The organism is Yoonia sp. D2-7 (assembly GCF_055809435.1).
Genome location: NZ_CM147912.1, coordinates 3,070,940 through 3,096,821 on the forward strand (window position 1 = coordinate 3,070,940; position 25,882 = coordinate 3,096,821).

The 25,882-nt window shown below is 54.6% G+C and carries 23 protein-coding genes; 7 read left to right on the forward strand and 16 right to left on the reverse strand.

Annotated features, from left to right (window positions below):
* Positions 1-100: 100 nt before the first annotated feature.
* The 3 genes from AC0L7R_RS15170 (at position 101) to AC0L7R_RS15180 (ending at position 5,199) form a co-directional block, all read left to right on the forward strand.
* Positions 101-2,380 (forward strand): phosphate acyltransferase, encoded by a 2,280-nt coding sequence (locus tag AC0L7R_RS15170; protein WP_473657708.1) that lies wholly within the window; start codon positions 101-103, stop codon positions 2,378-2,380.
* Positions 2,373-3,176: a hypothetical protein gene (locus AC0L7R_RS15175; protein WP_473657710.1), complete on the forward strand. Its 804-nt coding sequence runs from the start codon at positions 2,373-2,375 to the stop codon at positions 3,174-3,176. The genes AC0L7R_RS15170 and AC0L7R_RS15175 overlap by 8 nt, the downstream gene beginning before the upstream one ends.
* A gap of 130 nt (positions 3,177-3,306) precedes the next feature.
* The gene (locus AC0L7R_RS15180; RefSeq protein ID WP_473657712.1) at positions 3,307-5,199 is read left to right on the forward strand and encodes an AMP-binding protein; all 1,893 of its coding nucleotides are present in this window, start codon (positions 3,307-3,309) and stop codon (positions 5,197-5,199) included.
* 33 nt (positions 5,200-5,232) lie between these two features.
* Here AC0L7R_RS15180 and AC0L7R_RS15185 read toward each other — a convergent pair whose 3' ends face one another.
* Together AC0L7R_RS15185 and AC0L7R_RS15190 are read right to left on the reverse strand one after the other, a co-directional pair.
* Positions 5,233-5,583 (reverse strand): DUF6614 family protein, encoded by a 351-nt coding sequence (locus AC0L7R_RS15185; protein WP_473657714.1) that lies wholly within the window; start codon positions 5,581-5,583, stop codon positions 5,233-5,235.
* Between the two features lie 54 nt (positions 5,584-5,637).
* Positions 5,638-6,459, reverse strand: a complete 822-nt coding sequence (locus AC0L7R_RS15190; RefSeq protein ID WP_473657716.1) for an NAD kinase — start codon at positions 6,457-6,459, stop codon at positions 5,638-5,640.
* A 119-nt stretch (positions 6,460-6,578) separates the two neighbouring features.
* Between AC0L7R_RS15190 and glyA the strand changes: the two genes are divergently transcribed.
* Positions 6,579-7,874 (forward strand): serine hydroxymethyltransferase, encoded by a 1,296-nt coding sequence (gene glyA, locus AC0L7R_RS15195; protein ID WP_473657717.1) that lies wholly within the window; start codon positions 6,579-6,581, stop codon positions 7,872-7,874.
* Positions 7,875-7,944: 70 nt separating this feature from the next.
* Entirely contained in the window at positions 7,945-8,778 is an 834-nt protein-coding gene (locus AC0L7R_RS15200) for a DUF817 family protein (RefSeq protein WP_473657718.1), read from the forward strand.
* Here the strand turns inward: AC0L7R_RS15200 and AC0L7R_RS15205 are convergent.
* Positions 8,775-9,134, reverse strand: a complete 360-nt coding sequence (locus AC0L7R_RS15205; protein ID WP_473657719.1) for a hypothetical protein — start codon at positions 9,132-9,134, stop codon at positions 8,775-8,777. The genes AC0L7R_RS15200 and AC0L7R_RS15205 overlap by 4 nt on opposite strands.
* Before the next feature lie 61 nt (positions 9,135-9,195).
* Here AC0L7R_RS15205 and AC0L7R_RS15210 point away from each other — a divergent pair, with 61 nt between their 5' ends.
* A complete protein-coding gene (locus tag AC0L7R_RS15210; protein ID WP_473657720.1) occupies positions 9,196-9,939 on the forward strand; it encodes an alpha/beta fold hydrolase in 744 nt (247 codons plus the stop codon).
* Between the two features lie 105 nt (positions 9,940-10,044).
* Positions 10,045-10,455, forward strand: coding sequence for a BrnA antitoxin family protein (locus tag AC0L7R_RS15215; protein ID WP_473657721.1), 411 nt, complete (start codon positions 10,045-10,047; stop codon positions 10,453-10,455).
* A 3-nt stretch (positions 10,456-10,458) separates the two neighbouring features.
* Here AC0L7R_RS15215 and AC0L7R_RS15220 read toward each other — a convergent pair whose 3' ends face one another.
* The 13 genes from AC0L7R_RS15220 to AC0L7R_RS15280 form a co-directional block, all read right to left on the reverse strand.
* A complete protein-coding gene (locus AC0L7R_RS15220; RefSeq protein ID WP_473657722.1) occupies positions 10,459-11,403 on the reverse strand; it encodes a TRAFAC clade GTPase domain-containing protein in 945 nt (314 codons plus the stop codon).
* Positions 11,404-11,849: 446 nt separating this feature from the next.
* Positions 11,850-13,649, reverse strand: coding sequence for a translation elongation factor 4 (gene lepA / locus AC0L7R_RS15225; RefSeq protein WP_348109060.1), 1,800 nt, complete (start codon positions 13,647-13,649; stop codon positions 11,850-11,852).
* 85 nt (positions 13,650-13,734) lie between these two features.
* Entirely contained in the window at positions 13,735-15,354 is a 1,620-nt protein-coding gene (locus AC0L7R_RS15230) for a hypothetical protein (RefSeq protein ID WP_473657723.1), read from the reverse strand.
* An 84-nt stretch (positions 15,355-15,438) separates the two neighbouring features.
* Positions 15,439-16,866, reverse strand: a complete 1,428-nt coding sequence (locus AC0L7R_RS15235) for an FAD-linked oxidase C-terminal domain-containing protein (RefSeq protein WP_473657724.1) — start codon at positions 16,864-16,866, stop codon at positions 15,439-15,441.
* 1 nt (position 16,867) lies between these two features.
* On the reverse strand, positions 16,868-17,563 hold the full coding sequence (locus AC0L7R_RS15240) for an RraA family protein (protein ID WP_473657725.1): 696 nt from the start codon (positions 17,561-17,563) through the stop codon (positions 16,868-16,870).
* Positions 17,560-18,252, reverse strand: a complete 693-nt coding sequence (locus tag AC0L7R_RS15245) for an alpha/beta fold hydrolase (RefSeq protein ID WP_473657726.1) — start codon at positions 18,250-18,252, stop codon at positions 17,560-17,562. The genes AC0L7R_RS15240 and AC0L7R_RS15245 overlap by 4 nt, the downstream gene beginning before the upstream one ends.
* Complete coding sequence (locus AC0L7R_RS15250; protein WP_473657727.1) at positions 18,249-19,373, reverse strand: cobalamin-independent methionine synthase II family protein; 1,125 nt, start codon at positions 19,371-19,373, stop codon at positions 18,249-18,251. Before AC0L7R_RS15250 ends, AC0L7R_RS15245 begins: the two co-directional genes overlap by 4 nt.
* Before the next feature lie 59 nt (positions 19,374-19,432).
* Complete coding sequence (locus AC0L7R_RS15255) at positions 19,433-20,398, reverse strand: cupin domain-containing protein (protein WP_473657728.1); 966 nt, start codon at positions 20,396-20,398, stop codon at positions 19,433-19,435.
* A gap of 50 nt (positions 20,399-20,448) precedes the next feature.
* Positions 20,449-21,432 carry an ester cyclase gene (locus AC0L7R_RS15260; RefSeq protein ID WP_473660437.1) on the reverse strand — a complete coding sequence of 328 codons (984 nt, stop codon included), beginning with the start codon at positions 21,430-21,432 and terminating at the stop codon, positions 20,449-20,451.
* The gene (locus tag AC0L7R_RS15265) at positions 21,432-22,451 is read right to left on the reverse strand and encodes a substrate-binding domain-containing protein (RefSeq protein ID WP_473657729.1); all 1,020 of its coding nucleotides are present in this window, start codon (positions 22,449-22,451) and stop codon (positions 21,432-21,434) included. The genes AC0L7R_RS15260 and AC0L7R_RS15265 overlap by 1 nt, the downstream gene beginning before the upstream one ends.
* A complete protein-coding gene (locus AC0L7R_RS15270; protein ID WP_473657730.1) occupies positions 22,451-23,215 on the reverse strand; it encodes an SDR family oxidoreductase in 765 nt (254 codons plus the stop codon). Before AC0L7R_RS15270 ends, AC0L7R_RS15265 begins: the two co-directional genes overlap by 1 nt.
* Positions 23,216-23,271: 56 nt before the next feature.
* Complete coding sequence (hisD, locus tag AC0L7R_RS15275) at positions 23,272-24,585, reverse strand: histidinol dehydrogenase (RefSeq protein WP_473657732.1); 1,314 nt, start codon at positions 24,583-24,585, stop codon at positions 23,272-23,274.
* Positions 24,582-25,631 carry a sn-glycerol-3-phosphate ABC transporter ATP-binding protein UgpC gene (locus tag AC0L7R_RS15280; protein WP_473657733.1) on the reverse strand — a complete coding sequence of 350 codons (1,050 nt, stop codon included), beginning with the start codon at positions 25,629-25,631 and terminating at the stop codon, positions 24,582-24,584. The genes hisD and AC0L7R_RS15280 overlap by 4 nt, the downstream gene beginning before the upstream one ends.
* Positions 25,632-25,882 lie beyond the last annotated feature (251 nt).

Genomic DNA, 25,882 nt, shown 5'->3' on the forward strand with positions numbered 1-25,882 from the left:
GCAAGCTAAGTTGATCCATGGTTTGAGCAGGCAAAACACGAAGCTTTCCTTACGTCAGGAAAAGTAGTTTAACGTTAAACAAATTATTTGGGATGGCGATATGACCGATAAAGCGAAAGAGGCACTGCGCGACGCGGCACTGCATTACCACCAGTTCCCCAAGCCAGGAAAACTGGAAATTCGCGCAACAAAACCGCTTGCCAACGGACGCGATCTTGCGCGCGCCTATTCCCCCGGTGTGGCCGAAGCCTGCATCGAAATCAAAGGCGACGCCGACACCGCCCGCGATTACACGACGCGTGGCAACTTGGTCGGCGTGGTCACCAATGGCACGGCCGTGCTGGGCCTTGGCAATATTGGTGCGCTGGCGTCAAAACCCGTGATGGAAGGCAAGGCGGTTCTATTCAAGAAATTCGCCAACATTGATTGCTTTGACATCGAACTGGACGAACCCGATCCTGAAAAGCTGGCTCAAATTGTCTGCGCTTTGGGGCCGACCTTCGGTGCGATTAATCTTGAAGACATCAAAGCCCCCGATTGCTTCATCGTCGAAAAAATCTGCCGTGAACGCATGGATATTCCCGTTTTCCACGACGACCAGCACGGCACGGCCATCGTCGTCGGCGCTGCCGCAACGAACGCGCTGCGGGTCGCAGGCAAGTCTTTCGAGGACATCAAAATCGTTTCGACCGGCGGTGGTGCAGCCGGCATCGCCTGCCTCAATATGTTGCTTAAGCTAGGCGTAAAGCGTGAAAACGTGTGGCTTTGTGATATCGAAGGTCTTGTCTACGAAGGCCGTGAAAAAGACATGACGCCGCAAAAGGCCGAATACGCGCAAGGCACGACGCCCGCGACCTTGATGGATGTGATCGACGGGGCGGACCTGTTTCTGGGCCTATCCGGTCCCGGCGTTCTGAAACCGGAAATGGTCGCGAAAATGGCATCAAAGCCGATCATTTTCGCACTTGCGAACCCGAACCCGGAAATTTCACCCGACGACGCACGCGCTGTCGCCCCTGACGCCATCATCGCGACGGGCCGCAGCGACTATCCGAACCAAGTGAACAACGTCCTGTGCTTCCCGTTCATCTTCCGCGGCGCATTGGACGTCGGCGCGACAGACATCAACGACGCGATGAAAATTGCCTGCGTTGACGGGATCGCAGCCTTGGCTCGCGAAACAACGTCAGCCGAAGCAGCCGCCGCCTATTCCGGCGAACAGCTCACGTTCGGCGCCGACTACCTGATCCCGAAACCATTCGATCCGCGCCTGATGGGGGTCGTTGCGACCTCTGTGGCGAAGGCCGCGATGGAAAGCGGCGTCGCCAAACGCCCCCTCGCGGACGTCGACGCATACAAAGCAAATCTTGACGGATCAGTCTTCAAATCCGCTTTCCTGATGCGCCCCGTATTCGAAGCTGCTCGCAGCGCCAGTCGCCGCATTGTATTTGCTGAAGGCGAAGACGAACGCGTGTTGCGCGCAGCCCAAGCGATCATGGAAGAAACCACCGAACAACCGATCCTGATCGGCCGCCCCGAAGTGATCGAAGCGCGCGCGGAACGTGCAGGCCTGAAAATCAAGCCGGGCGTTGATCTGCAAATCGTGAACCCTGAAAACGATCCGCGTTATCGCGATTATTGGAACACCTATCATGACATCATGGCCCGGCGCGGCGTAACACCGAACCTTGCCCGCGCCATCATGCGGACGAACACGACGGCCATTGGCGCAGTCATGGTGCATCGCAACGAAGCGGATTCATTGATCTGCGGCACATTTGGTCAATTCCTGTGGCACATGAAATACGTGACCGAAATCTTGGGGTCCGCGTCATTACATCCTGTCGCAGCCCTATCCCTGATGATCCTCGAAGATGGACCGTTGTTCATCGCCGATACTCAAGTCCACGCGGAACCAACGCCCGAACAGATTGCAGAAACCGTGATCAGCTGTGCGCGTCACATCCGTCGTTTTGGGATCGACCCCAAAATTGCGCTTTGTTCACACAGTCAGTTCGGCAACCTCGACAATTCTTCGGGCCGTCGGATGCGCGCGGCAATGGAAATCCTTGACGCGGCTCCTCGTGACTTTGCCTACGAAGGCGAAATGCACGTCGATTCCGCGCTCGATGTTGAACTGCGCAATCGCGTATTCCCCAATGCGCACCTGCCCGGCCCGGCAAACTGTCTCGTTTTCGCGAATACCGACGCGGCGTCTGGCGTGCGCAACATCTTGAAGATGAAGGGTGGCGGGCTTGAGGTTGGGCCGATTTTGATGGGTCTAGGCAACAAAGCCCACATCGTGACACCTTCCATCACAGCGCGCGGTCTGCTGAACATGTCAGCCCTCGCGGGGACACCGGTTGCGCATTATGGCTGATACGCAAACCCCTGTTTTTCTTTGCTTTAAATGGGGTCAGGGGTATCCGTGCAAGTACACGAACATCTTGTATCGGGCCTTGTCCGAAATCATGACGACCCCGTTTCGCATGGTCTGCATCACGGACGATACGACCGGTCTAGCCGACGGGATTGAAACACAACCGCTGCCCAAATTCGCCATCGATCGCGCGGATTGGGTCAAGGGCATGTGGCCTAAACTATCCGCATTTGCGCCCGGCATCATCGCGCCGGGCACACCCGTGATCATGGTCGATGTGGACGTTGTCGTCTTGCAGGATTTGACGCCCCTTTTCGATCACATCAAGCGTGAAGGCAGCCTGCATATTATTCAGGAAATCCCCGACACCCTGCCCCGCATATTTCCAAAGATGTTCGGGAAGCCGCTGATGTCCAATTCATCCGTCGTCGGTTTTGTTGCGGGCACGCAGGACCACCTTTTTGAGATGTTCCATGATAAGACCTACGATCAGTTACGCGAATTCCGGAACGATCAGAACTTTATCCATTACCATGCCAAAGATAAGCAATCTTGGCCTTTGGGCTGGATGCTTAGCTTTAAGAAAAGCCTCGCCTATCATTTCCCGCTCGGCCTTCTCCGCCCCATAGCGCGGCCAAAGGATGCATATATCGTCATCTTCCATGGAAAACCAAATCCGGAAGACATGACCAAAGGGGCCTTCACCCGCTGGGGATCAAACGAGAAATTTGGCTATTTTCCGGTGAAGTGGATCAAAGAGTACTGGCAGAAATACGTCCGCCCGACCGACACCTAATTGGCGGCACGCGCTACCCCCCATCAGATTAGTCAATAAGTTTACAATCCTTCGCTTTTCCGTGCGGACCAAGCTTGCTCCACATTATAAAACCAGCAACAAAGTTGCGTAGACTTCGGGGAGGAAGAATATGTCGTACAAAAGCGTTTATGCCGCAGCAAAAGCGGATCCTGATGGGTTTTGGCTGGAACAAGCGAAGGCCATTGATTGGATCACACCGCCAACAAAGGCGCTGAACGACAGCAAGGCCCCACTTTACGAATGGTTCACCGATGCAGAGGTCAACGCGTGCTACAACGCCGTTGATCGTCACGTCGAAAACGGGCGCGCGGATCAGGCCGCGATTATCTACGACAGCCCGATCACGGGATCAAAGGACACGATCACCTTCGCGCAGTTGAAGGACAAAGTGGCAGGCCTGGCCGGTGCGATGCGCGACAAAGGCATCACAAAAGGCGACCGCGTTATTATCTACATGCCGATGGTGCCCGAAGCCTTGGTCGCGATGCTGGCCTGTGCGCGGATCGGGGCAGTGCATTCCGTCGTATTCGGTGGATTTGCGGCCAACGAACTGGCCGTCCGCATTGATGACGCGACACCCAAAGCCATTTTGGCCGCCTCTTGTGGTGTCGAACCCGGACGCGTTGTCGAATATAAGCCGTTGTTAGATAACGCAATTGAGCTTGCGGAACACAAGATCGACTTCACCATCATTCTGCAACGCGACGAACAGCGGTGCGACATGATCGCAGGGCGCGACTTCGATTGGAACGACGTTCAAGACGGCGTCGCACCGGCCGATTGCGTGACCGTTTTGGGTGATCATCCCGCCTATATCCTTTACACATCCGGCACGACTGGTCAGCCCAAAGGCGTAGTACGCCCGACGGCGGGGCATCTGGTTGCGCTGAATTGGACGATGAAAAACATCTATGATGTCGATCCCGGCGATGTGTTCTGGGCTGCGTCCGATGTAGGTTGGGTCGTTGGGCACAGCTATATTTGTTACGGGCCCCTGATCCACGGGAACACAACTGTTGTATTTGAGGGCAAGCCTATTGGCACGCCGGACGCAGGCACATTCTGGCGGGTCATTTCCGAACATAACGTGCGGTCCTTCTTCACTGCGCCTACTGCGTTCCGTGCGATCAAGCGTGATGATCCCACAGGTGCATTGATCAAGAACTACGATATCTCTTGTCTTCGTGCCCTGTACCTTGCGGGCGAACGCGCTGATCCAGACACGATCGAATGGGCGCAAAACGTCATGGGCGTTCCTGTTTATGACCATTGGTGGCAGACCGAAATCGGCTATCCAGCCGTTTGTAATCCAGCAGGTATTGAACCGATGCCCGTGAAAATCGGATCCCCAAGTGTCGCCCTTCCCGGTTTCGACATTCAGATTTTGACTGACGAGGGCGAACCGATGGCTGCGGGCGAACTAGGGGCAATCGCCATCAAGCTGCCCTTGCCACCCGGAACTTTGCCGACGCTTTGGAACGCCGAAGAACGGTTCCTTAAAAGCTATCTCAACACGTTTCCTGGTTATTATGAGACCGGCGATGCAGGGATGATCGACGAAGACGGTTACCTCTACATCATGGCGCGGACCGACGATGTGATTAACGTCGCGGGTCACCGGTTGAGCACGGGCGCTATGGAAGAAGTATTAGCCGGTCACCCCGATGTTGCTGAATGCGCCGTAATCGGTGTGACGGATCAGTTGAAAGGCCAGCTGCCGATGGGCTTTGTCTGCTTGAACAACGGGTGCGAAACGCCCAACGAGCAGATCATAGCCGATTGCATCAAACGTGTGCGCGATACGATTGGTCCAGTTGCGGCCTTCAAGCTTGTCGCTGTCGTCGACCGCCTGCCCAAAACCAGATCTGGTAAAATCCTGCGGGCGACGATGGTGAAAATCGCAGATTCCGAACCGTTCAAAATGCCTGCGACGATTGATGATCCCGCCATTCTGGACGAGATCAAAGCAGCGTTGCAGCCCATGGGTTACGCCGCAGACTGACAATACAATAGCCCCCCGCACTATGCGTGGGGGCTAGATCAGCGCCATACGTTCCGCCCTTTCCGGATCCGGAAACGGGCGGTACAGCGCCATATCGGCAACCCCGACCATTTGATGAACCGTCGTATATAGGCGTTCCGTTTGTTCATCGTGGGTGCCCGTAAATCGGAAGGCCTGATCAAGCTGCGTCATGTTCTCGACTTCGATCTCAAGTTGGAAATCACGGGCCACAGGCGCACCGAAGCCCAATTTGCGCCGACACAATCGCCATCCCAGTATCATCCCATTGATTTGCAAATGGGTCATCCACGCCTCGACCGCGACGGCAAAGGCTACTGCTTTTGCATCATCCTTTAGATCGATCGAGCATTGATAAAGATTCATAGGCTTGTCCTGCGCTGGGTTATGCACCCTACGCAGAACTAACCTTCAAAACCGTTAAGCGAACTGTTCGCGGATCAAACGTTCTTCTAGCCCATGACCCGGATCGAACAAAATGCGGTGCTGCACGCTTGGATCAGACCTGATTTCGACGCTCACCACATCCTTCACCGACTTGCCGTCTGCATCGGCCATCACCGGACGCTTTGCGCTGTCGATCACGTCAAAGCGCACAACGGCCCGCTTTGGCAATAACGCACCGCGCCACCGCCGCGGCCGAAACGCAGCCATCGCCGTCAAGGCCAACACGTCGGACCCGATTGGTAGAATTGGACCGTGAGCCGAATAGTTATAGGCGGTCGACCCAGCGGGCGTGGCGACCAATGCCCCATCGCACACCAATTCCTTCATACGCTCTTTGCCATCCACCGAAATCCGCAAACGCGCCGCTTGGGGCCCTGCCCGGAGCAATGAAACCTCGTTGATTGCCAATGCTTCGTGCATTTGCCCATCGACGGTCAGGGCATTCATCACCAACGGGTTTATGACTTCTTCCTCTGCCTCTTCAAGGCGGGCACGCAAATCATCTGCGTGAAACTCATTCATCAAGAACCCGACCGTTCCACGGTTCATCCCGTAGACTGGCGCGGACAGTTTCTGGGTCGCATGTAGGGTCTGCAGCATAAAACCGTCACCGCCCAAGGCGACGATGACGTCCGCTTCTTCCTGCGGCACATTGCCATGGGCCTGCGACAAGGCAGATAACGCCTGTTGGGCCAAGGGCACCGGACTGGCAACAAAAGCGATCTGACGACGCGGCATAGCACTGAATTCCTTAACAAGTCCTATAGACATCCCCTGATCAAAGACGAAACGCAAGCAACGGATCGGAAACCAATCATGACGGGCTCATAACGATCATGGTCGTTTTGATGCTTTTGACGAAGCCCATCCTGCGCTAAGACGCTGCCAAACGTCACCAAAGGGGATTTCCCGTCATGAACGACACTGTCCGCGATACCGGCTTTTTCACCGAAACCATCGCCACACGCGACCCAGAACTGCACGCTGCCATGCAGTTGGAACTGAAGCGTCAACGCAAAGAAATCGAACTGATCGCGTCCGAGAACATCGTCTCCGCTGCCGTCATGGAAGCCCAAGGCAGTGTCCTGACCAATAAATACGCCGAAGGCTACCCTGGTCGTCGTTACTATGGTGGTTGCCAGCACGTTGATGTGGCCGAAAACCTTGCCATTGATCGTGCTAAGCAATTGTTTGGATGCGACTTTGCGAACGTTCAGCCGAACTCTGGCTCGCAGGCAAACCAAGGTGTGTTTCAGGCACTGATCAAACCAGGCGACACCATTTTGGGCATGTCTTTGGACGCTGGCGGGCACCTGACCCACGGTGCAAAGCCGAACCAATCCGGTAAAATCTACAACGCGATTCAATACGGCGTCCGCAAGCAGGACAGCCTGCTGGATTACGACGAAGTCCAAGAATTGGCGACTGAACACCAGCCAAAACTGATCATCGCGGGCGGCTCTGCGATCCCGCGGATCATTGATTTCAAGCGCATGCGCGAGATTGCCGATTCTGTTGGGGCATATTTGTTGGTCGACATGGCGCACTTTGCAGGTCTCGTCGCGGCAGGCATCTACCCATCGCCGTTCCCATACGCGCATGTGGCCACCACAACGACGCACAAAACTCTGCGCGGTCCACGCGGCGGCATGATCTGCACCAACGACGAAGCGCTGGCGAAAAAGTTCAACTCTGCCATCTTCCCCGGCATCCAAGGCGGCCCGCTGATGCACGTCATCGCGGGTAAAGCTGTGGCTTTCGGCGAAGCGTTGCGCCCTGAATTCAAGTCCTACCAAGAACAGGTTGTGAAGAACGCCCAAGCGCTCGCTGATCAACTGATGAAGGGTGGCTTGGACATCGTATCCGGCGGCACAGACAGCCACCTGATGTTGGTCGACCTGCGCCCGAAAGGCGTGAAGGGCAACACAACAGAGGTCGCATTGGGCAACGCCCATATCACCTGCAACAAAAACGGCATCCCGTTTGACCCTGAAAAGCCGATGGTCACATCCGGTATTCGCCTTGGGTCCCCTGCAGGTACGACACGCGGCTTTACCGAAGTTGAATTCCGTCAGATCGCAGACTGGATCGTCGAAGTTGTGGACGGCCTTGCCGCCAACGGCCCAGACGGCAACGGCGAAGTCGAAGCCAAGGTGCGGGCCGAAGTTGAAGCGCTTTGCGATCAGTTCCCAATCTATCCGGAACTTTAAAAACAGACGCCTTTCCCGATATTTGATCGGGAAAGGCATCGCACGCAGGTCTTAACAAAAGACATACACCGTGCCACAAAACCGCATGACTGATATTGCGCCGCTCACGACGTTTCGTGGCTTTTTCCAACTCCTGATCCACTTCACGCTGAAACAGGCCTCCGCCTGCATATTTGGAATCTGTCTGCTGATCGCAATGATCGGAACGCGTATTATCTGGCAGGATGATTGGGGCTTCGCGCGGTATGATTGTTTGTTACTTATCGCGATTGCTCTGCAATTCATTTTCTTGAAAACCGGCATTGAAAGCATGGAAGAGGCACGGGTCATCCTGCTGTTTCATATCACCGGTACGGCTATGGAGATCTTTAAAGTCTATGCAGGATCATGGGCTTACCCCGACCCCAGCCTCATCCGCATCTACTACGTCCCGCTGTTTTCGGGGTTCATGTACGCCGCTGTCGGCAGCTACATGGCGCGGGTCGTGCGGTTGTTCGATATGGAAATGACGCCCTTCCCGCCCGCATGGATGCACTTCGGTCTTGCCGCGCTGGTCTACATCAACTTCTTCAGTCACCATTTCATCATCGACATCCGCTACGCGCTATTCGTCGCGACCATCCTAATCTACGGACGGACCCAAATCTGGTTTCGGGTCAGACGGCGCTGGATGTGGATGCCGCTGCCGCTGGCCGCGTTCCTGTCCAGCTTCTTTCTGTGGGTCGCAGAGAACATCGGAACAGCAACAGGCACGTGGCTTTACACCGGACAATCGGCATTCGAAATGGTGCGGTTTGCGAAAATGGGGGCGTGGTATTTGCTGCTTTACGTGTCTTTCGCGACGGTCACATTGGTGGTGCGGGTGACACCCGAGACAGGGCTGGAAAAGCGCCCCTTGGGCTAGACCAGCCCGCGCTGCACCATCACGTAAATCACTGCTATAAAAGTGATAATCAAAACGGCAGAGACTGCGCCAAGCATATTCAGCAACCGCCCTTTGAAACGATCGCGTGGGTCAATTGTCTTGAGATATGTGATGACCTTCGCTGCAGATTTACTGATCTGGTTTTGATCAACCATACGGGCCAATTTGGGGTTCTCGATCAGGGTGAGCGCATCCGCGACGCTGCGCGCGTCACGACGAATGCGGCGGGGCAAACGACGGCCCGCTTTGCGGATTTGGGCGTGGAGCGTACGACCACGGGCGCGAAGACGCGAATCGAGCAGCGCACGCATTTCATCCACTTGATTTTGAAGCATTTCTTCGGCCATTGTGGCAATATAAATGCTAGGCCTTTGGGGTCAACGCGAGAGAGGCACAATGCTGAATACCATCATTCACGGCGAACAAACTGACAAACCGACCTTGCTGATCGCGCATGGCCTTTTCGGGTCCGCGCGGAATTGGGGGGTGCTGGCGAAACGGCTGTCTGCGGACCGTCAGGTCGTTGCTGTGGACATGCGAAATCACGGCGCAAGCCCTTGGTTTGAAACGCATTCTTATGAAGATATGGCGGGTGATTTGGCCGAAGTTGTGGACGCGCCTGTGGACCTTTTGGGGCATTCGATGGGGGGAAAAGCCGCGATGGTGATGGCGTTGGCGCATCCGACGAAGATCAACAAACTGATCGTCGCGGACATTGCGCCTGTCACATACAACCACACGCAAATGGGGCCGTTACAGGCGATGCGGGACGTCGACATGACGACCGTAAATTCACGAGCGGACGCGAAGGCGCAGTTGAACTATCTTGATCCGGGAGTGGACGATTTTTTACTGCAATCCTTTGATCTGAAAGAGAAACGCTGGAAATTGAACCTCGACGTTCTAGCGGCTGAGATGCCCAAGATCATCGGTTTCCCGCATGTGGATGGGACGTTTGACGGGCCAACTCTGTTCCTGTCGGGGGCCGAATCTGAGTACGTCAAACCGGACTACCGCCCCACAATCAAACAGCATTTCCCAGCCGCAAAGTTCGCGAAAATTCCGGGGGCGGGGCATTGGCTACACGCGGAAAAACCGCGCGAATTCGAGGCCTCTGTTTCGGCGTTTTTGGACATGTGATTTGCGTGCACAAGGCGTGCACAACCCGTGCACCGCGCGGTCGGGTCGCGGACGGGTAACATCTGCACCGCATAAACGGGGTTTTCCACGATAAGGACCCCCGCCATGCCGCCCAAGAAAATGACTGCCACCGACCAGAAACGCTATGCCGAAATGGTGCAGGTCGCGTCGGAAACGCTGTGGGATTTCCGGCACCCTGATTTCGTGAAATCGATCCTGCCGCGCGAATGGTCGGACATCCCGCTGGACGCGGTACCGGAAAAAGTACGGATCACGCTGCGGGTGGATACGGACGTGGTCAAGTTTTTCCGCAAGCTGGGGCGCGGGGTCTATCAGGACCGGATGAACACGGTGCTGCGGACGTTCATGCTGGCGCGGCTGACAGAGGTGCTGGGGACCGACGAAGGGTTTATGCTGGCCGAGACGGACGAGCTGGGGAAGCTGTACCTGTCACAGGAGGCGGATTTGCTGGCAGAGGTCGAGAAGCTGCGGCGGAAACGGATGGGGATTGGGTGAGAGCTAAGGACTGCAAAAATATGCTATCTCATCTGTCCGTTTTCCAAATTTACTATCCACATCATAGGAGCTATGGAATTCAATCTTAACCGTTCGAAAATTTGCATGAAAGAAATTGATTAGGTCTGAAAATTCATGAGCTATCGCCGACTTAAGGGAATTTTCGTCCTCAAGCAGGGATGCAAAGTCATCTAATTTATCAAAATCAGCATTGTTGTCAGTCTCATTTCGCATTGCTTCGAAACTGTCACATTTTGAGAACAAGATTAAGACCGGACGACGCGAAACGTCATCATCCAAGAGTTCTTGTTTCAGAGTTAGCACTGAATTTTTCATCAATGCTTCAGTCGTCGCGACAAACGTCCTAATCGCTACAGCGTCCGAACTTACTAAATGCTCATAGAACGCTTTCGCATCAATTACAAAAATGTATCTGTCTGCGTTTAGAACCCATGAAAAGAATTCCTTGCTGATCAGCCCTTGATACACTTCCTGCTGTGAAGCCAAGTCTTCACCCAAAGCCTCTGAGTATTCACCTGGAAAGTCGGCAATTTCCACATCATATTGTGCCTTAACCAATCCCAATATACGCCTCGAACTAAGAAAGCGATATGCAAAGACATCGGTGTCCGTTGTTCGTGGTAAATGTTGGCCACCCTTAATGATCGCTAAATACCTTGTCACACGGTCTATTGTTTTCGAGCCGTTAACTCGCATACTACGAGCCGCTTTCCCCGACATAATTCGATCAAAAACCACAGTAATCATAGTGGTCTTACCTGCTTTTGGGCTACCTATAACAGCGATCTTCAATGAGCGCTTCACACCTTTCGTAAAAAGGGTGGAGAACTGCCCCAACATTAATATTGCAATTATTACAGGGAATATCTCGAAACCAACAGTGCGGATGACTTCAAGCAGCGGAGTGTACCAATCTATCTCCTCCATTCCTATGCCTCAATCATTCTAGTTATCGGGTTTCGTTTGATCCAAATATAAAAAGTGCAATATAATGAAAACAAGATTGTTAGCTGGGCTAACATCCTCATATCTTCGGGAAAATAGGAAGGAACAGGTATTCTGTCAGCTGCTACCCGAATATATGTAACAAGACCAAACAGAATAAATCCAACGGTTACAAGAATTCCTAGATGGCTTCGAACCTGTACCAACGTATGCGTAACCTCATCGTCCCGATCAATACCAGACGCCTTAGGGGTCCGCGACAGCAATAATAGTGCCCAAACACTAAATGTGAGTAACAAAGTTCCGCTATCGAAATAGTACCACCAGTCTTTCCCATCGATCATTAAGCATCGAAGCGTTATTTCTACAAAAAATGGAATCAACGGAAGGAAAAAGTCCCGAACAAAACTCAATTTAATAAACCCTCTTTAGCTATCCATCTTCAACGCAGAGATGAATGCCTCCTGTGGTATATCAACCTTACCGAATTGTCTCATCTTTTTCTTACCCGCCTTCTGTTTATCCAAAAGTTTACGTTTCCGCGATGCGTCGCCGCCGTAGCATTTGGCCGTCACGTCTTTGCGCAGCGCCGATAGGGTTTCGCGGGCGATGACTTTGCCGCCGATGGCCGCTTGGATCGGGATTTTGAACATGTGCCGCGGAATCAGGTCTTTGAGTTTCTCGACCATGGCCCGCCCACGCTGTTCCGCACGGTCGCGGTGCACCATCATGGACAGCGCGTCGACCGGTTCGTCGTTGACCAGAACGGACATTTTCACAAGGTTATCAGTCTCGTAGCCGGTGAGCACATAATCGAAGGACGCGTAACCTTTTGTTACCGATTTCAGGCGATCATAGAAGTCGAACACAACTTCATTGAGGGGCAGATCATAGACAACCATCGCACGCGACCCCGCGTAGGTCAGGTCCTGTTGGATGCCGCGCCGGTCTTGGCAGAGTTTCAGAACGTCCCCGAGGTAGTCGTCGGGCACGAGGATCGTCGCCTTGATCCGCGGTTCTTCGAGGTGATCGACTGTGGTGACGTCTGGCATATCAGCCGGATTGTGCAGATCGATCTGCGTCCCGTCCTTCATGTAGACGTGGTAGACAACTGACGGCGCAGTCGTGATCAGTTCGATGTCGTATTCACGCTCAATGCGGTCACGGATGACTTCGAGGTGCAGAAGCCCAAGGAAACCACAGCGGAAGCCGAAGCCGAGAGCGGCGGACGTTTCCATTTCGAACGAGAATGACGCGTCGTTAAGCGCGAGTTTGTCGATGGCGTCGCGCAGGTCTTCGAACTGGCTGCTGTCCACAGGGAACAGGCCACAGAACACGACAGGCTGCGCAGGCTGGAAGCCGGGCAGCGGTGTTTCGGTGCCTTTGCGTTCGGACGTGATGGTGTCACCCACCCGCGTGTCGCGCACCTGTTTGATGGACGCGGTGATAAAGCCGATTTCGCCGGGACCAAGCGTGTCGACGTTCTGCATTTCAGGCCGGAACACACCGATGCGGTCGATCTGGTGCAGGGTGTCATTGGACATGAAGCGGACTTTGTCGTTTTTCTTCATGCTGCCGTCGATGACGCGGACCAGAACGATGACGCCGAGGTAGCTGTCGTACCATGAATCGACGAGCATCGCCTTGAGCGGCGCATCTGGATCGCCTTTCGGCGCGGGCAGCTTTTGAACGATGGCTTCCAGCGTTTCGCGGATGCCGACGCCGGTCTTGGCGGAAACTTGGATCGCCTCAGATGCGTCCAACCCGATGACGTCTTCGATCTGCGTCGCGACCTTTTCGCATTCGGACGCTGGCAGGTCGATCTTGTTCAGGACGGGGACGATTTCATGATCCGCATCAAGGGCATGGTAGACGTTAGCCAGCGTCTGCGCCTCGACCCCTTGGGTGCTGTCCACGACCAGCAGCGACCCCTCAACCGCGCGCATGGACCGTGACACTTCGTAGGCGAAATCGACGTGGCCAGGCGTGTCGATCAGGTTCAGGACATAGTCCTGCCCGTCGTCCGCCGTGTAGTCGATGCGCACCGTGTTCGCCTTGATCGTAATGCCGCGTTCGCGTTCAATATCCATGCTGTCGAGCAGCTGGGCCTTCATATCGCGGGCAGCCACTGTGTTCGTCTCTTGGATGAGACGGTCAGCAAGCGTGGATTTGCCGTGGTCGATATGGGCAACAATTGAGAAATTGCGGATATTTTTCAGGTCGGTCATGGAGCGTCAGGCCTATCAAAGAGGGGTGGTTTTCCATGGCCTGTGATGGGGGAATTTGCAAGGGGGGATAAATGCGCTTCAGCCCCTATTCGGTCCCGAAAGTACGGTCAGGAATGACAAATTGGGACGTATCCACTGTAACCGGTTGATAAACCGTTTGTTCCAGCGTCGCGTTCGTACTTTGCTCACAAGACAGGCTTGATCTTTTTGCCATTTGCATGAAATCTTCGCCGATTTCGTCCAAATAGCTACCTAAACTATAGCTATCCGAGTATGGGGCGCATTCGTGTTTATAATGCTGCTGATCGTATTCGCAGAGGTGCTCATTCAGTCGCGCGACGCGTTTGGCTTCGCAAATCACTGTTGTGGTCACATCTTGATGTTCCGCCTCAGTGATTTCGTTCCGCGCCAGCTGAATATCCAAATTGCCAAGATACTGTCCCAATTGATTGACGTAGCCTGTCGATATCTCAGCGCGTTGCAAACCGTAGGCGATAGCGTTCGCCATGTAAGGTTGGCTTTCTTGAAATCCCTTGGCAATCAAGACTTGGGTTCCCAGATCAAACCACCGTTGGGCGTTATATGGTTGAGCGGCAACGCGACGTGCTTTCAAATCAAGGGTGTCCCGCTCTAGTTCGTCAGCTGGGCGGGCGCGACCAGACAAATTCGATGCCCTCTCGACCGCTTGCAGGAGCGTGTCATTGAACGGATCGTAAGCCAAATACGTGCTAGCCGTTTCACCTGCCTGTTTTATGATGTCCATCTCTAGCCAGCCCATTGGTGTGCCGCGAGTGTCAAAGACCCATCGCAGGTATCTCTGGGCCAATTCGGCATCTTTTGTAAATTTGGGTCCCTCTCTTTCTAGAAAAGCGCCGATTTCGTCCATGCGTTCGATGTGGTCTGCGGCAATGATCGCATTGTAGATTTCATATTCCAACTCGGGCGCTTCGATCTTAGACAAGACCCGCGCGGCCGCCATGCGGGAAGGTTCATCGAAAGAGTTGATCCAAATCAGCAGAGCGATGCATGTGTCAACTGTCAGCCATTCTTCAGCTGGGATTTGCGGAACATAGGTAATACACAGACGTTCGACACCTGATGTCCCCTCACCGCCCCATTGCGGCAAATGCATATATGCGGCACGCCTCACTGTTACAAAATTTGGCTCCAACGCCATTGTATTAGCAATAATTGCATCAATCTCTTCGGACCAGAATACTTGCATTGTACCGTTCAACATGATGACAGCATCAGACGCAGGCACATATCCCGGCGCCGCTGTGAACGCTTCATAGGCAAGGCGAAAGGCTTCTTCTCGGAGGTAATTGAAACGGGTTAGTGCCTCGGGATGAGTATTGATAGCAGTTCTCTCACCTCGAATTCCCCATGATAATTGTCTGATTTGGAAAGACACCACCACTTTCGCGTAGATGGATTCCGGCATCGCGTCCAACCAATCGTATGTAACCGCTAAGACCTCAGGATCCGAAACGATGAGCCAGGTGTTTAATGCCCGCAGGTGGTTCGGCCGCAATTCGCCGGATGAAACGCGCCGATGGGTCTGCGCAAACAAAGCTTCGAGACCCTCAATGTCGCCTTCGTGAACCAAATCCATCAATGCATCGCGTTCGAGAAATACAGGTTCAGATTCTTGAGCCAGACAAGGCGAAGCCAAAATCAAAAGGATGAACAATAGTCGCTTCATCAATACACCTCTTAGTTAAGGATAACTGTGATCGACTAGTGCGGCTTTTTTTCGACTAGACATCGTTGAATTTCGGGACGTGTTTTAGCCCTTATTGGGACCGTCTTGGGGCAAAACCGCCCCGGGATTCATGATGCCAACCGGGTCCAGCGCATTCTTGATGCTGCGCATCATTGCCAGCTTTACCGGATCACCATATTTTGCGAGGTCACCAACTTTTAACCGTCCTATGCCATGTTCGGCACTGACCGATCCGCCAAACGAATGGCACAGGTCATGGACGCAAGTTTTGACCGCCTCGCGGACATCTTCGTAGTCGGCACGGGTTTTCCCGGGCACAGGAAAGACGTTGTAATGCAGGTTGCCATCGCCCAAGTGGCCAAAGCAATTGATGCGGAAATCGCCGATCTTCGCGAGAGCAGGCGTGCCCTGATTGATAAAGTCGGGGATTGCTGAAAGGGGCACCGAGATATCATGCGAAGACACAGACCCAATCCGACGGTTTCCTTCCGGAATGTTTTCGCGGACGTCCCAAAACGCCTGCCGTTGTGCCGCTGATTGCGCGATGACACCGTCTGTGACCAGATCCTGCGCGAGCGCTGCTTCAAACAGGTTCATCAATGCATCATCAGGGGCCAGCCCTTTCGGCAGGCCGACGTCGATGAGCACCATCCAATCGGGTTGATCCGCGAACGGCGGCTTCACCTGCGGTCCGGTTTCCGACAAGAAATCAATCCCTTGGCGGTGAATCAGTTCAAACGCCGATAAGCCGTCACCAATGTGATCACCTGCCAACGCCAATAGATCAAGCGCGGCGGATGGGGAATTTACGGCCATAAATGCCGCCCCAGTCTGCGCCGGTTGCGGCACCATTTTGATCGCCGCGGCGGTGATGATCCCAAGCGTGCCTTCCGCCCCAATCAAAAGGTCGCGCAGATCGTAGCCAGTGTTATCTTTACGCAATCGCGTCAAACCGTGCCAGATTGATCCGTCCGGCCGCACGACTTCGAGCCCAAGACACAGCGCCCGCGCGTTCCCGTACCGCAAGACGTTCACACCACCCGCATTGGTCGCAAGCAGGCCACCGATCCTTGCGGAGCCTTCGGAAGCGAGCGACAACGGGAACAAGCGGCCCACGTCGTCGGCCGCCGCCTGAACATCGGCAAGGATGCAGCCCGCTTCGGCAATCAGGACGTTTTCGGTCGGGTAGTTCGCCCGAATCTTCGTCATCCGTTCAAGCGACAGAACAATCGGTGCCGGGCCTTCTTGCATCAATTGCCCGCCGACCAATCCGGTCCCGCCGCTATAGGGAACGACCCCGATGGCTGCGTCATTGCAAGCCTTGACGATATGCGCGACTTCTTCGGTCGTCGCTGGCGCCAGAACGATCCCCTGCCCTTTCCAACGTCCCCGCGGTTCGGTGAGATAGCTGTCAGATCCGTCTTTCACGGTCCCTTTTAAAAGGTTCAGGCTATCAACGAACGATTTGGTCGCGGGGTTTAGATTGGACATTTCAGGTGCGGGCCCTTTCGAAAGCCGCCCATGCGGCTTCAAACTTTTCAAAATCGAACCCGAGCTCTCTTGCGGGCCCAAGGACGAGGTGTTCCGTGTCCTGCATCTTTTGAATGGCATCGGCCAATTGATCAACCACTTCCGGCGGGATCACAACAGCACCGTGGCGATCCGCGTGGATCAAATCCCCCTGTTGCACGGTCAGTCCGAAGATGGTGACGGGCGTGCCAAGTTCAGTGACATGCACAAATCCGTGGCTAGGCCCGATGGACCCTGCGATGACGGGATAATCGTCCGCCATGTCCCCCAGATCCCGCATCACACCGTTAGTCAGCGTGCCTGATAGCCCAAATCCCTTGTGGATCGTCGTGTTCACTTCGCCCCAGAACGCGCCGATTGCATGTGGGAAATCAGTATCTTCAACGACAGCAACACTTGGCTTGCCGCCTTCCGCCATTGCTTTGTAGTACGCCATACGACGGGCCCGAATGACGTCCGGTGTCTCGGTTGGCGGTTTCACCGCTTGGATTTTTGCGGTGATGGCGTAGCCCACAATCGCAGGATCGTCGGGCGCAGAACTGATCATCGTTCCACGTGTAAAAGCGTTAAAGCCGCGTTGGCCCTGCGCCACTTCGATGGCGTTACAAACAGTGGGCGTGTCAACTGATCGCAGCAGGGTGAGAAGGTCGTCGTTCATGTATCCTCCAACCAGCGGCTCAACGCCGCCGTCGTTTCTTGGGGTTGTTCCAAAGTCGGCAAATGTCCTGCGTTTTCGATGACTTGCAGGACGCTGCTTGAGAGTAAGTCGTGCATAAGTTCATGTCTGTGGACCGGGCATAATGCATCTTCGCGTCCACACAGCACCAAAGCGGGGACTGACGCCGACCTTAGCGTTTCGGTTTGATCAGGACGCCTAGCAAGAGCCTTAGATTGGTTAATAAAGGTGGCGGGACCGAGAGACGCTGCCATGTCCATACACAGATCAAGGATTTTTGCGCGATGTGGACCGTTGGCCAGATAGTGCGGTTTCATCTCGTCACGTATGACGTCCAAAAGATGCCCGTCTTGTACTTTTTCAATCTGAAGCGCGCGTCGGGCGCGAATTGCATCCGCCTCTGCCAGCGGGTTGGTGTCGAGCAAGGCGATCCGGTCTACCCGAGACGGCGCCTGCCGCAGAACCTCCATCGCAACGATGCCGCCCATGGATAGGCCAGCTAGCGCGAACTTTTGCGGAGCCCCCTGTAAAATATGGGCCGCGCAGGCCGCGATGCTATCTGCAGAAAGAGGGGCCACGTGAACCGCGCGCTGCGCCGAGAATGTCGCGATTTGCCGCGCAAACAGCCGCGCATCGCACATCATTCCCGGCAGCAGCACAAGCGGCGTCATCCGACCAATGCCGCCCCATCTGACATTGCTTTCAGCTTTGCATAAGCGATATCTGGATCAATTGAACCAAACCCTGCGAATGTTCCAAATCCACAATCCGATCCGGCAATGACGCGATCAGACCCAACGATTTGTTGGAAACGTTCTAGGCGTTGCGCGACCAGTTCGGGATGTTCCACAAAGTTGGTCGTCGTATCGACCACACCCGGAACAAGGATTTTGGTGTCGGGGATGTCGGCCTTACGGTCGCGGAACGTCGTCCATTCGTGACCATGCCGCGGGTTGGACGTTTCGAACAAAACGTAATCGGCCTTCGCCGACATCAACGTGTCAAACATCGTATCCATCGGAATATCGCAAACGTGGGGACCTTCGTAATTGCCCCAACAGATGTGAATGCGGACCTTGTTGGACGGAATATCCTGCAGGGCATGATTCAGCGTTTCGACATGACCGGCCGCAATTTTTGTAAATTCCGCATCGGAAAGGTCGTTGAAAAGCATGTGCTTAGCAAGCGCGAGGTCAGGGCAATCAAGCTGCAGGTCGAGGCCCGACGCCACGATGGTTTCATATTCCGCCTTCATCGCATCGGCGAGCGCCGCCAAATAGGCTTCGCGAGACTTATAGTAATCATTTTGTAAGAAAAGAGAGATAACACCGGGGGATGCGGCGTTCATGAAGCCGCGATCGACGTTATGTTTCACCATCGCTGCTTTCAAGTTTGCAATATCTTTTTGAAGTTCGCCTTGCCCTTTTGATTTCACCTCCCCGACGCACATCGGTCGCGCATATTTCGGGGTCCCGCCATCGTCGGCGAGCCGTTTTAGGAATCCCGGAAATAGTTTGAGATCGCCTGGCGCATTGCGCGGACTGTCGCCGTCAAAACCCGTGTAGCGGTCTTTCACGTATGTCGCATAGCTGATCTTTGACGTCTCACCGTCGCTGACGATGTCGACGCCTGCTGCGACCTGCCGCGCAACTGTCGCGTCAACCGCTTCGGACATCGCCATATCGAACGCAGTTTGCTCGAATGGTTCGTTTTTTTCGCGCGCAAAAATGAAGTCTACCACTTTCTGGGTACGCGGTAGACTGCCAACGTGTGTCGTAAGAATACGAGCCATTTGTTATCCAAATATTTGTTATTGTTGCATTATAAATAGTGCATCGGTCAAAGCAGGTTCTACCCAAGCCATGTCGAACCGGCTGGATCGTCGTTCGAAAAAACACGGTACAAAGACGCCTCGCCTGTCATTGCCGGATACAAGGCATGTGGCGTGTTCGGTGGAATGGCGGCCGTATCGCCTGGATTTAGGCTGGTCGTACCACCCGCAAAATCCAAACGCCAATGCCCACGCATAGGCATCAAGACCGTGTGATGATGATGTGTTTGCAGTTCATCAGAAATCGAATTGCGCGACAACAGCTCTACCTCGAAACCAGGTTTGTCGGGCAATACGCCATCAGCGCCAATGACTTTGGCAGGTTGTTTGTCGGCGAACGCCATCAAATCCCAGTATCGCGCGACATGCCGCGGTACGACATCCAAGGTCGAAGGTTCGGGGAAATTGGCGAGCTCTGCCTCGGTCAAAACTGGCATCGGGTTTACACCATCGGGCAAAGACGCGCCTTTCTTGGTATCGTATAGCTGCCCGTTTTCGCCCAAGACGAGCCCATGTTCTGCTGCGTCTTCAATGACTTGCGGCGCCCATGTGACACCGCCGCCAGCGTCGTCGCCGCCAAGGATCGCCATTATCATCCCGTAGTCAGTCCCGATGTTTTCAAAACCTCTGAAAATACCGGTCGGAATGTTGATGATATCACCCTCTTCCAACACGACTTCGCCGGCTGTTCCCCAACGGCCCCAGAAGAACCGCCAACGGCCTTTCAGCACAAAAAACACCTCGGCCGTTGTATGGCTGTGCAAGGAATTGCGGCACTTTGGCGGCTGGCCAGCTGCACCGATATTGAAACCCGGCGTGTCCGCGATATGCACATGTTGGTCAGCGGATTCGGACACACCGCCGCCGATAATCGTGAAGTTTTCCTTCTGATCAGACCCCGGCGTGTGGGCGTCGATGAAGGCGGTCTTGCACGGGCGCAGATCGCCATAGCGCACGATGCGCGCTTCCATTTCAGCAGGCGTCATGATGTTTCCTCGCGACTATTTAATGAATGAAACCGTTTGAAAGTGTTCACTTACACGGACCCCATCAAAATTTGCTTCCAAATTGCAACTTCGTCATAAAGCGCAAACTCGCGGCGCAGCCCCACGCCATCCGTCCCGAATGGGCCAAACTCTGCGTGGCACATGCCCATGATATGAACTGGCGCGCCGGTCGGTTCGCCAAACGTCCCCCATCCGTCGTGGATGCCATCGAGCGACCACCGGACGGCTGCCCGTGGTGATAGCATGTCGGCGTCCATGCCGATCTGATGGTGGATTTTGAACGTCGCATTCGGGAAAGACGACCGCAGGCCAACCCAAAACGCGTCGCACCCTTCGCGCCCGATAGACGTCACAGCCCCGGCATATTCGCCGATCACAGCCCTGTCGTAATCCCTTGTAATCGTGTTGAAATCTTTATCCATGAGCCGTGTCAGGATGTCGGCGTAGCGTTGCCCCCAAGCGTTGTCATTTCCCGTGCCTTTGTAGTCACCAGCGATGTCGTTCGCAGGCGAAAAGACGGATCTCGCAAGGGCTGCGCCACCTTCTTTGTCGATCAAGCCTGCCGCAAAGGTTTTCGGATCGAACCCCAATTGACGGACCAAACCACCGTAATCGCGCACCAGCCATTCATCGTAGATCGTGTCATCTTTTGCTGCGCATTCCGCGATCACGCGCACAACCCATGATTTATTCGTGGCTTTCCCGAATTGGCCATCTCTTGTGTGCGTCGCCTTTGTCAAAAGCCTATGCGAAGACAGAAATCCGGCGTCTTCATCACCTGACCAGATCACATCTTCACCGAACAATTCGCGGTCAGGGAATTCATTGATCGTCGCCATTGTCGCGGCAATCGTCGCTTGGTTGCCCACTGATACGCCCATGGGCGTCCGTACTGGAATGTCGGGCGCGTAGTACCGATTGAGCGTTTCCACCCCGCGATCTTCCCAAATTTCTTTTGTTACACCAATGATATAATCGGGAAAATCTTTCCACTTGGCCTGAAAACCCTTCATCATATCGTTCCTTTTGGTGGGCGCGTTGTGCCGCGCTGAATAAGTGGGCCGTCAAAGACGATGCGGCTTGGCGCGATTTCACCTTCGCCGATTTGCCCGATGATCATTTCAACCGTTGCGTTGATCATACGGACCAAAGGTTGGCGGACCGTCGTCAAATTATAGGCCGGCCAAGCGGCAAGAGGCACGTCATCGAAACCGATGATTGCCACATCACGAGGCACGTCAAGGTTGAGTTCAAATCGACATGTATCAAGCACGGCAAAGGCCATATGATCGTTTCCGACAAAAATGGCATCGGGCGGTGTCGGGTTGTTCATCAGGTCGCGCGCTGCTTGTGCCGCAATCGCACGGTCGTATTTTCCGTCGATGATCGCCGTCGGTTCTAGATTGTAGCGCTGCAATCCTTCGATCAAGCCCTGTTGTCTATCGCGACCGGTCGATGACCCCGCCCAACCGGAAATGTGCGCGATGTTTTTATGGCCAGCCTCGACGAGGAAATCTGCAACTTTGCGCCCCGCTGCTACATTGTCCGATGTGACAGACCCAACGTCGGCGCCATCTTGGCTGCGGTTGAACATGACCACTGGAATGCCGGCAGCCTTGCAACGATCTGTTAAGTCGGACGACATGCCGACAGACGCGGTGATGATCCCATCTACCTGATAATCAAGCAGTTCTTGGATCACTTCATCAATTTCACGCTTGGTGTTCGAAGCTGTGAAGACAAGGACATGATAGCCCTGCTCCTGCAATGCATTGGACAGATGTTCCAACGCCAGCGGGTAAAATTGGTTATCAAGATACGCGACAACCAGACCGATGATGCGGCTTTTGCCGGTAATCATCGCGCGCGCCATCATGTTGGGTCTGTACCCCAATTCGACGGCTGCTTTCTTAACCTTTGCGACTGTTTTCGCGCTCGCCGATGCACCGGGGGTGAACACGCGGCTGACCGCTGATTGTGAAACGCCAGCCCGTTCTGCGACCTGTAAGGATGTGATCCGATCATGTTGCATCAGTCGGCTGTCCACCCGCCATCAATCAACAGATGCGTACCTGTCATCAACGCGGACGCGTCGGACGCCAAGTAAACAACGGGCCCCATGATATCTGTCACCTCACCTACGCGCCCTAATTTGATCTTTTCTTCCAGCCACTTAACCTTTTCCGGATCCTGAAACGTGGCTTCAGTCAAGGCCGTGCGGATAAACGTCGGACAGACGGTGTTCACGCGAATTCCCTTGGGGCCCCATTCAATCGCCATTGCTTTGGTGAAGCCTTCGACGCCGTGTTTTGTGCCGCAGTACACCGCCCGATCGATCCCACCGACATGCGCCATCTGCGATGTCACGTTAATCAATGACCCCGGCTTGCCCGCCGCGATAAGGCCTTTTGCGATGGCCTGCGTTAAGAAATACGCGCCCTTGAGGTTAAGCGCACTGACAGCATCAAAATCTTCTTCCGTCGTGTCGAGCGCTGGTCCGTGCCGCGCAAGTCCGGCCGAATTGACCAGAATATCAAATGGGCCGTGCTCTGCGACTTGGGCTTGTGTCGCGGGAATATCGGACACGTCCATCTTGAAGGATTGCGCGATTAGCCCTGCCGCTTGCATCGCCATAACCACGTTTTCAAGTTTATCGGTTGAACGGGCGGTCAATGTCACATCCGCGCCCGCCTGCCCCAGCGCCACCGCGCACGCCAATCCAATGCCGGACGACGCGCCAGCGACAAGCGCGCGCTTTCCAGAAAGGTTGAAAGATGGGGTCTGCGGCAGTTGCATGTCGTGATCCTTGTGTCGCTTTTGGCAAGACCACTGAAGGCCAGCACAAAGCAGAATTATTCGGCGGCGGTTCCGTACGGCACGTTTTTACCGCCATACCGACGGACGCGGACATTACATTGTTCCGCGTGCCCTACAAATCCTTCCAACATGCAGAGACGCGATCCGTAGGCACCAATTCGTGCTGCGGCTTCATCCGTCGTGATACGCTGGTAGCTGTGTGTTTTCAGGAACTTACCCACCCAAAGTCCGCCAGTGTATCGCCCCGCCTTTTTGGTGGGGAGCGTGTGGTTCGTTCCGATCACCTTGTCGCCGTTAGACACATTTGTGCGCGGCCCGAGGAACAAAGCACCGTAGCAGGTCATGTTATCGAGGAACCAATCGTCGCGATCCGTCATCACCTGAACATGTTCGGATGCGATGTCATCCGCGACGGCGAGCATTTCGTCGTAGGTGTCGCAGACGATCACCTCGCCATAGTCGTCCCACGATGTTTTTGCCGTTTCACGCGTTGGTAAGATTTCGAGGATACGGTCGATTTCAGCCAATGTGTCCTTGGCCAGTTTTTCAGAATTTGTGAGGAGAACAGCAGGTGAATTATACCCATGCTCCGCCTGCCCTAGCAGGTCAGTCGCGCAAAGTTCAGCGTCTGCGGCGGTTTCATCGGCAATAACCATGGTTTCGGTTGGTCCGGCGAACAGATCAATGCCTACGCGCCCGAAAAGCTGCCGCTTTGCTTCTGCGACGAAGGCATTTCCCGGCCCGACAATCATATGCACTGGATCAATGGTTTCCGTGCCAATGGCCATACCACCGACGGCCTGCATCCCACCTAGGACGTAGATTTCGTGCGCCCCGCCCATTTGCATGGCCGCGACAATCGCCGGATGGGGTGCGCCATTTTGCGGCGGCGCGGATGCCACGATCCGTGGGACACCCGCGACAGATGCTGTCAGAACCGACATATGGGCAGACGCGACCATTGGGAATTTGCCACCCGGCACGTAGCAACCCACTGATTGCACAGGGATATTCTTGTGCCCCAAGATGACACCCGGTTGGGTTTCAACTTCGATATCGGTCATGGATGCCCGTTGCGCTTCGGCGAAGGTACGGATTTGGGTTTGTGCGTATTTGATGTCCTCCATGTCGCGCGCGCTGACTTTGGACATCGCGGCTTCGATTTCGGATGGGGTCAAGCGGAACGAAGGGGGCGTGTAATTGTCGAACTTTGCCGACAGGTCACGAATGGCAGCGTCACCGCGCGTCTCGATATCCTTGAGCGTGGTTTCGACAATGCCCCGCACCTTTGCATCATCTTCTTGGCGTTCGGTTTCCGGCTTGCCCGTTTTTAGATTACGAATGGTCATGACAAACGGTCTCCTGTTGTCGCGTCGAACAAGTGACAGATTTCGGCAGGGATATTCGCGTGCACGGCATCGCCGATCTTTGTGCGGTAGTCCTTGCCAGATTTCACAGACAAGATTGTGCCGCCTGCCCGCATCGTGACCATTGTGGCTTCGCCCAACAGTTCGAGCGAATAAACCGTTGAATTTGCTTGTGCTTCGCCGTTGGCGACAGTCGCGTCCTCTGCACGGAAACCCAGTGTGACCGGACCCGAATGTTGCGGCGGCAGGCCCGTAATCACGACCTTATCCGCCGTAAATGTCCCGCCTTCCATAACGCCGTTGATCAGGTTCATCGCAGGTGATCCGATGAAGCCTGCGACGAATGTATTTGCGGGCTGATCGTAGATATCGGTCGGCGTGCCGACCTGTTGCACCACGCCTTTATTCATCACGACAACGCGGTCCGCGAGCGTCATCGCTTCGATCTGGTCGTGCGTCACGTAGATCGTCGTTGTTTTGAGTTCGTGGCTAAGGTTTTTGATCTGCGCCCGCGTCGACACCCGCAATTTGGCATCGAGGTTAGACAAGGGTTCGTCCATCAAAAACACGTTCGGTTCGCGCACAACGGCACGGGCAAGGGCCACGCGCTGTCGTTGACCGCCGGACAGTTCCGCAGGTTTGCGATGCAAGAATTCGTCAAGTTCAACCATGGCCGACGCGCGTTTGACCCGGTCGTCATGTTCGTTTTGTGGAATCCCGCGTACCTTCAACGGAAAGCGGATATTTTCGTAGACGTTCATATTCGGGTAAAGCGCATAAGATTGGAACACCATCGCCACGTCGCGATCTTTAGGTTCGAGATCATTGATCCGTTTGCCATCCACTAGGATATCGCCACCAGACGCGTCTTCTAATCCCGCGATCATCCGCATGGTCGTCGTCTTGCCGCAACCCGATGGCCCAAGCAGCACCAGAAACTCTTGATCGGCGATCGTCAGGTCAAATTCCTTCACGCCGACAAAGTCGCCCCAGCGCTTGGACACCTTTCGAAGTTGGATTTCTGCCATGATCGCCCCTCGCGATTGCATACGTTTGCAAAATCTTGGCGCGAATCTGGATGCGTGGCAAGACCCTTTTTTCATTGACGCAATTCTGCAGCGCGGCGAAACGAAATGTCTTGCCAAACCGCACATTGAGGAGGTTAACTTGCAAACGTATGCAATGCGGTCGCGATTCGATCACGGCCGATGACATATGACTTTGTGGTCGCACGGCCGCTTTTAAAATGCGCCGGACCAACCCGGCCACCACAGATCCA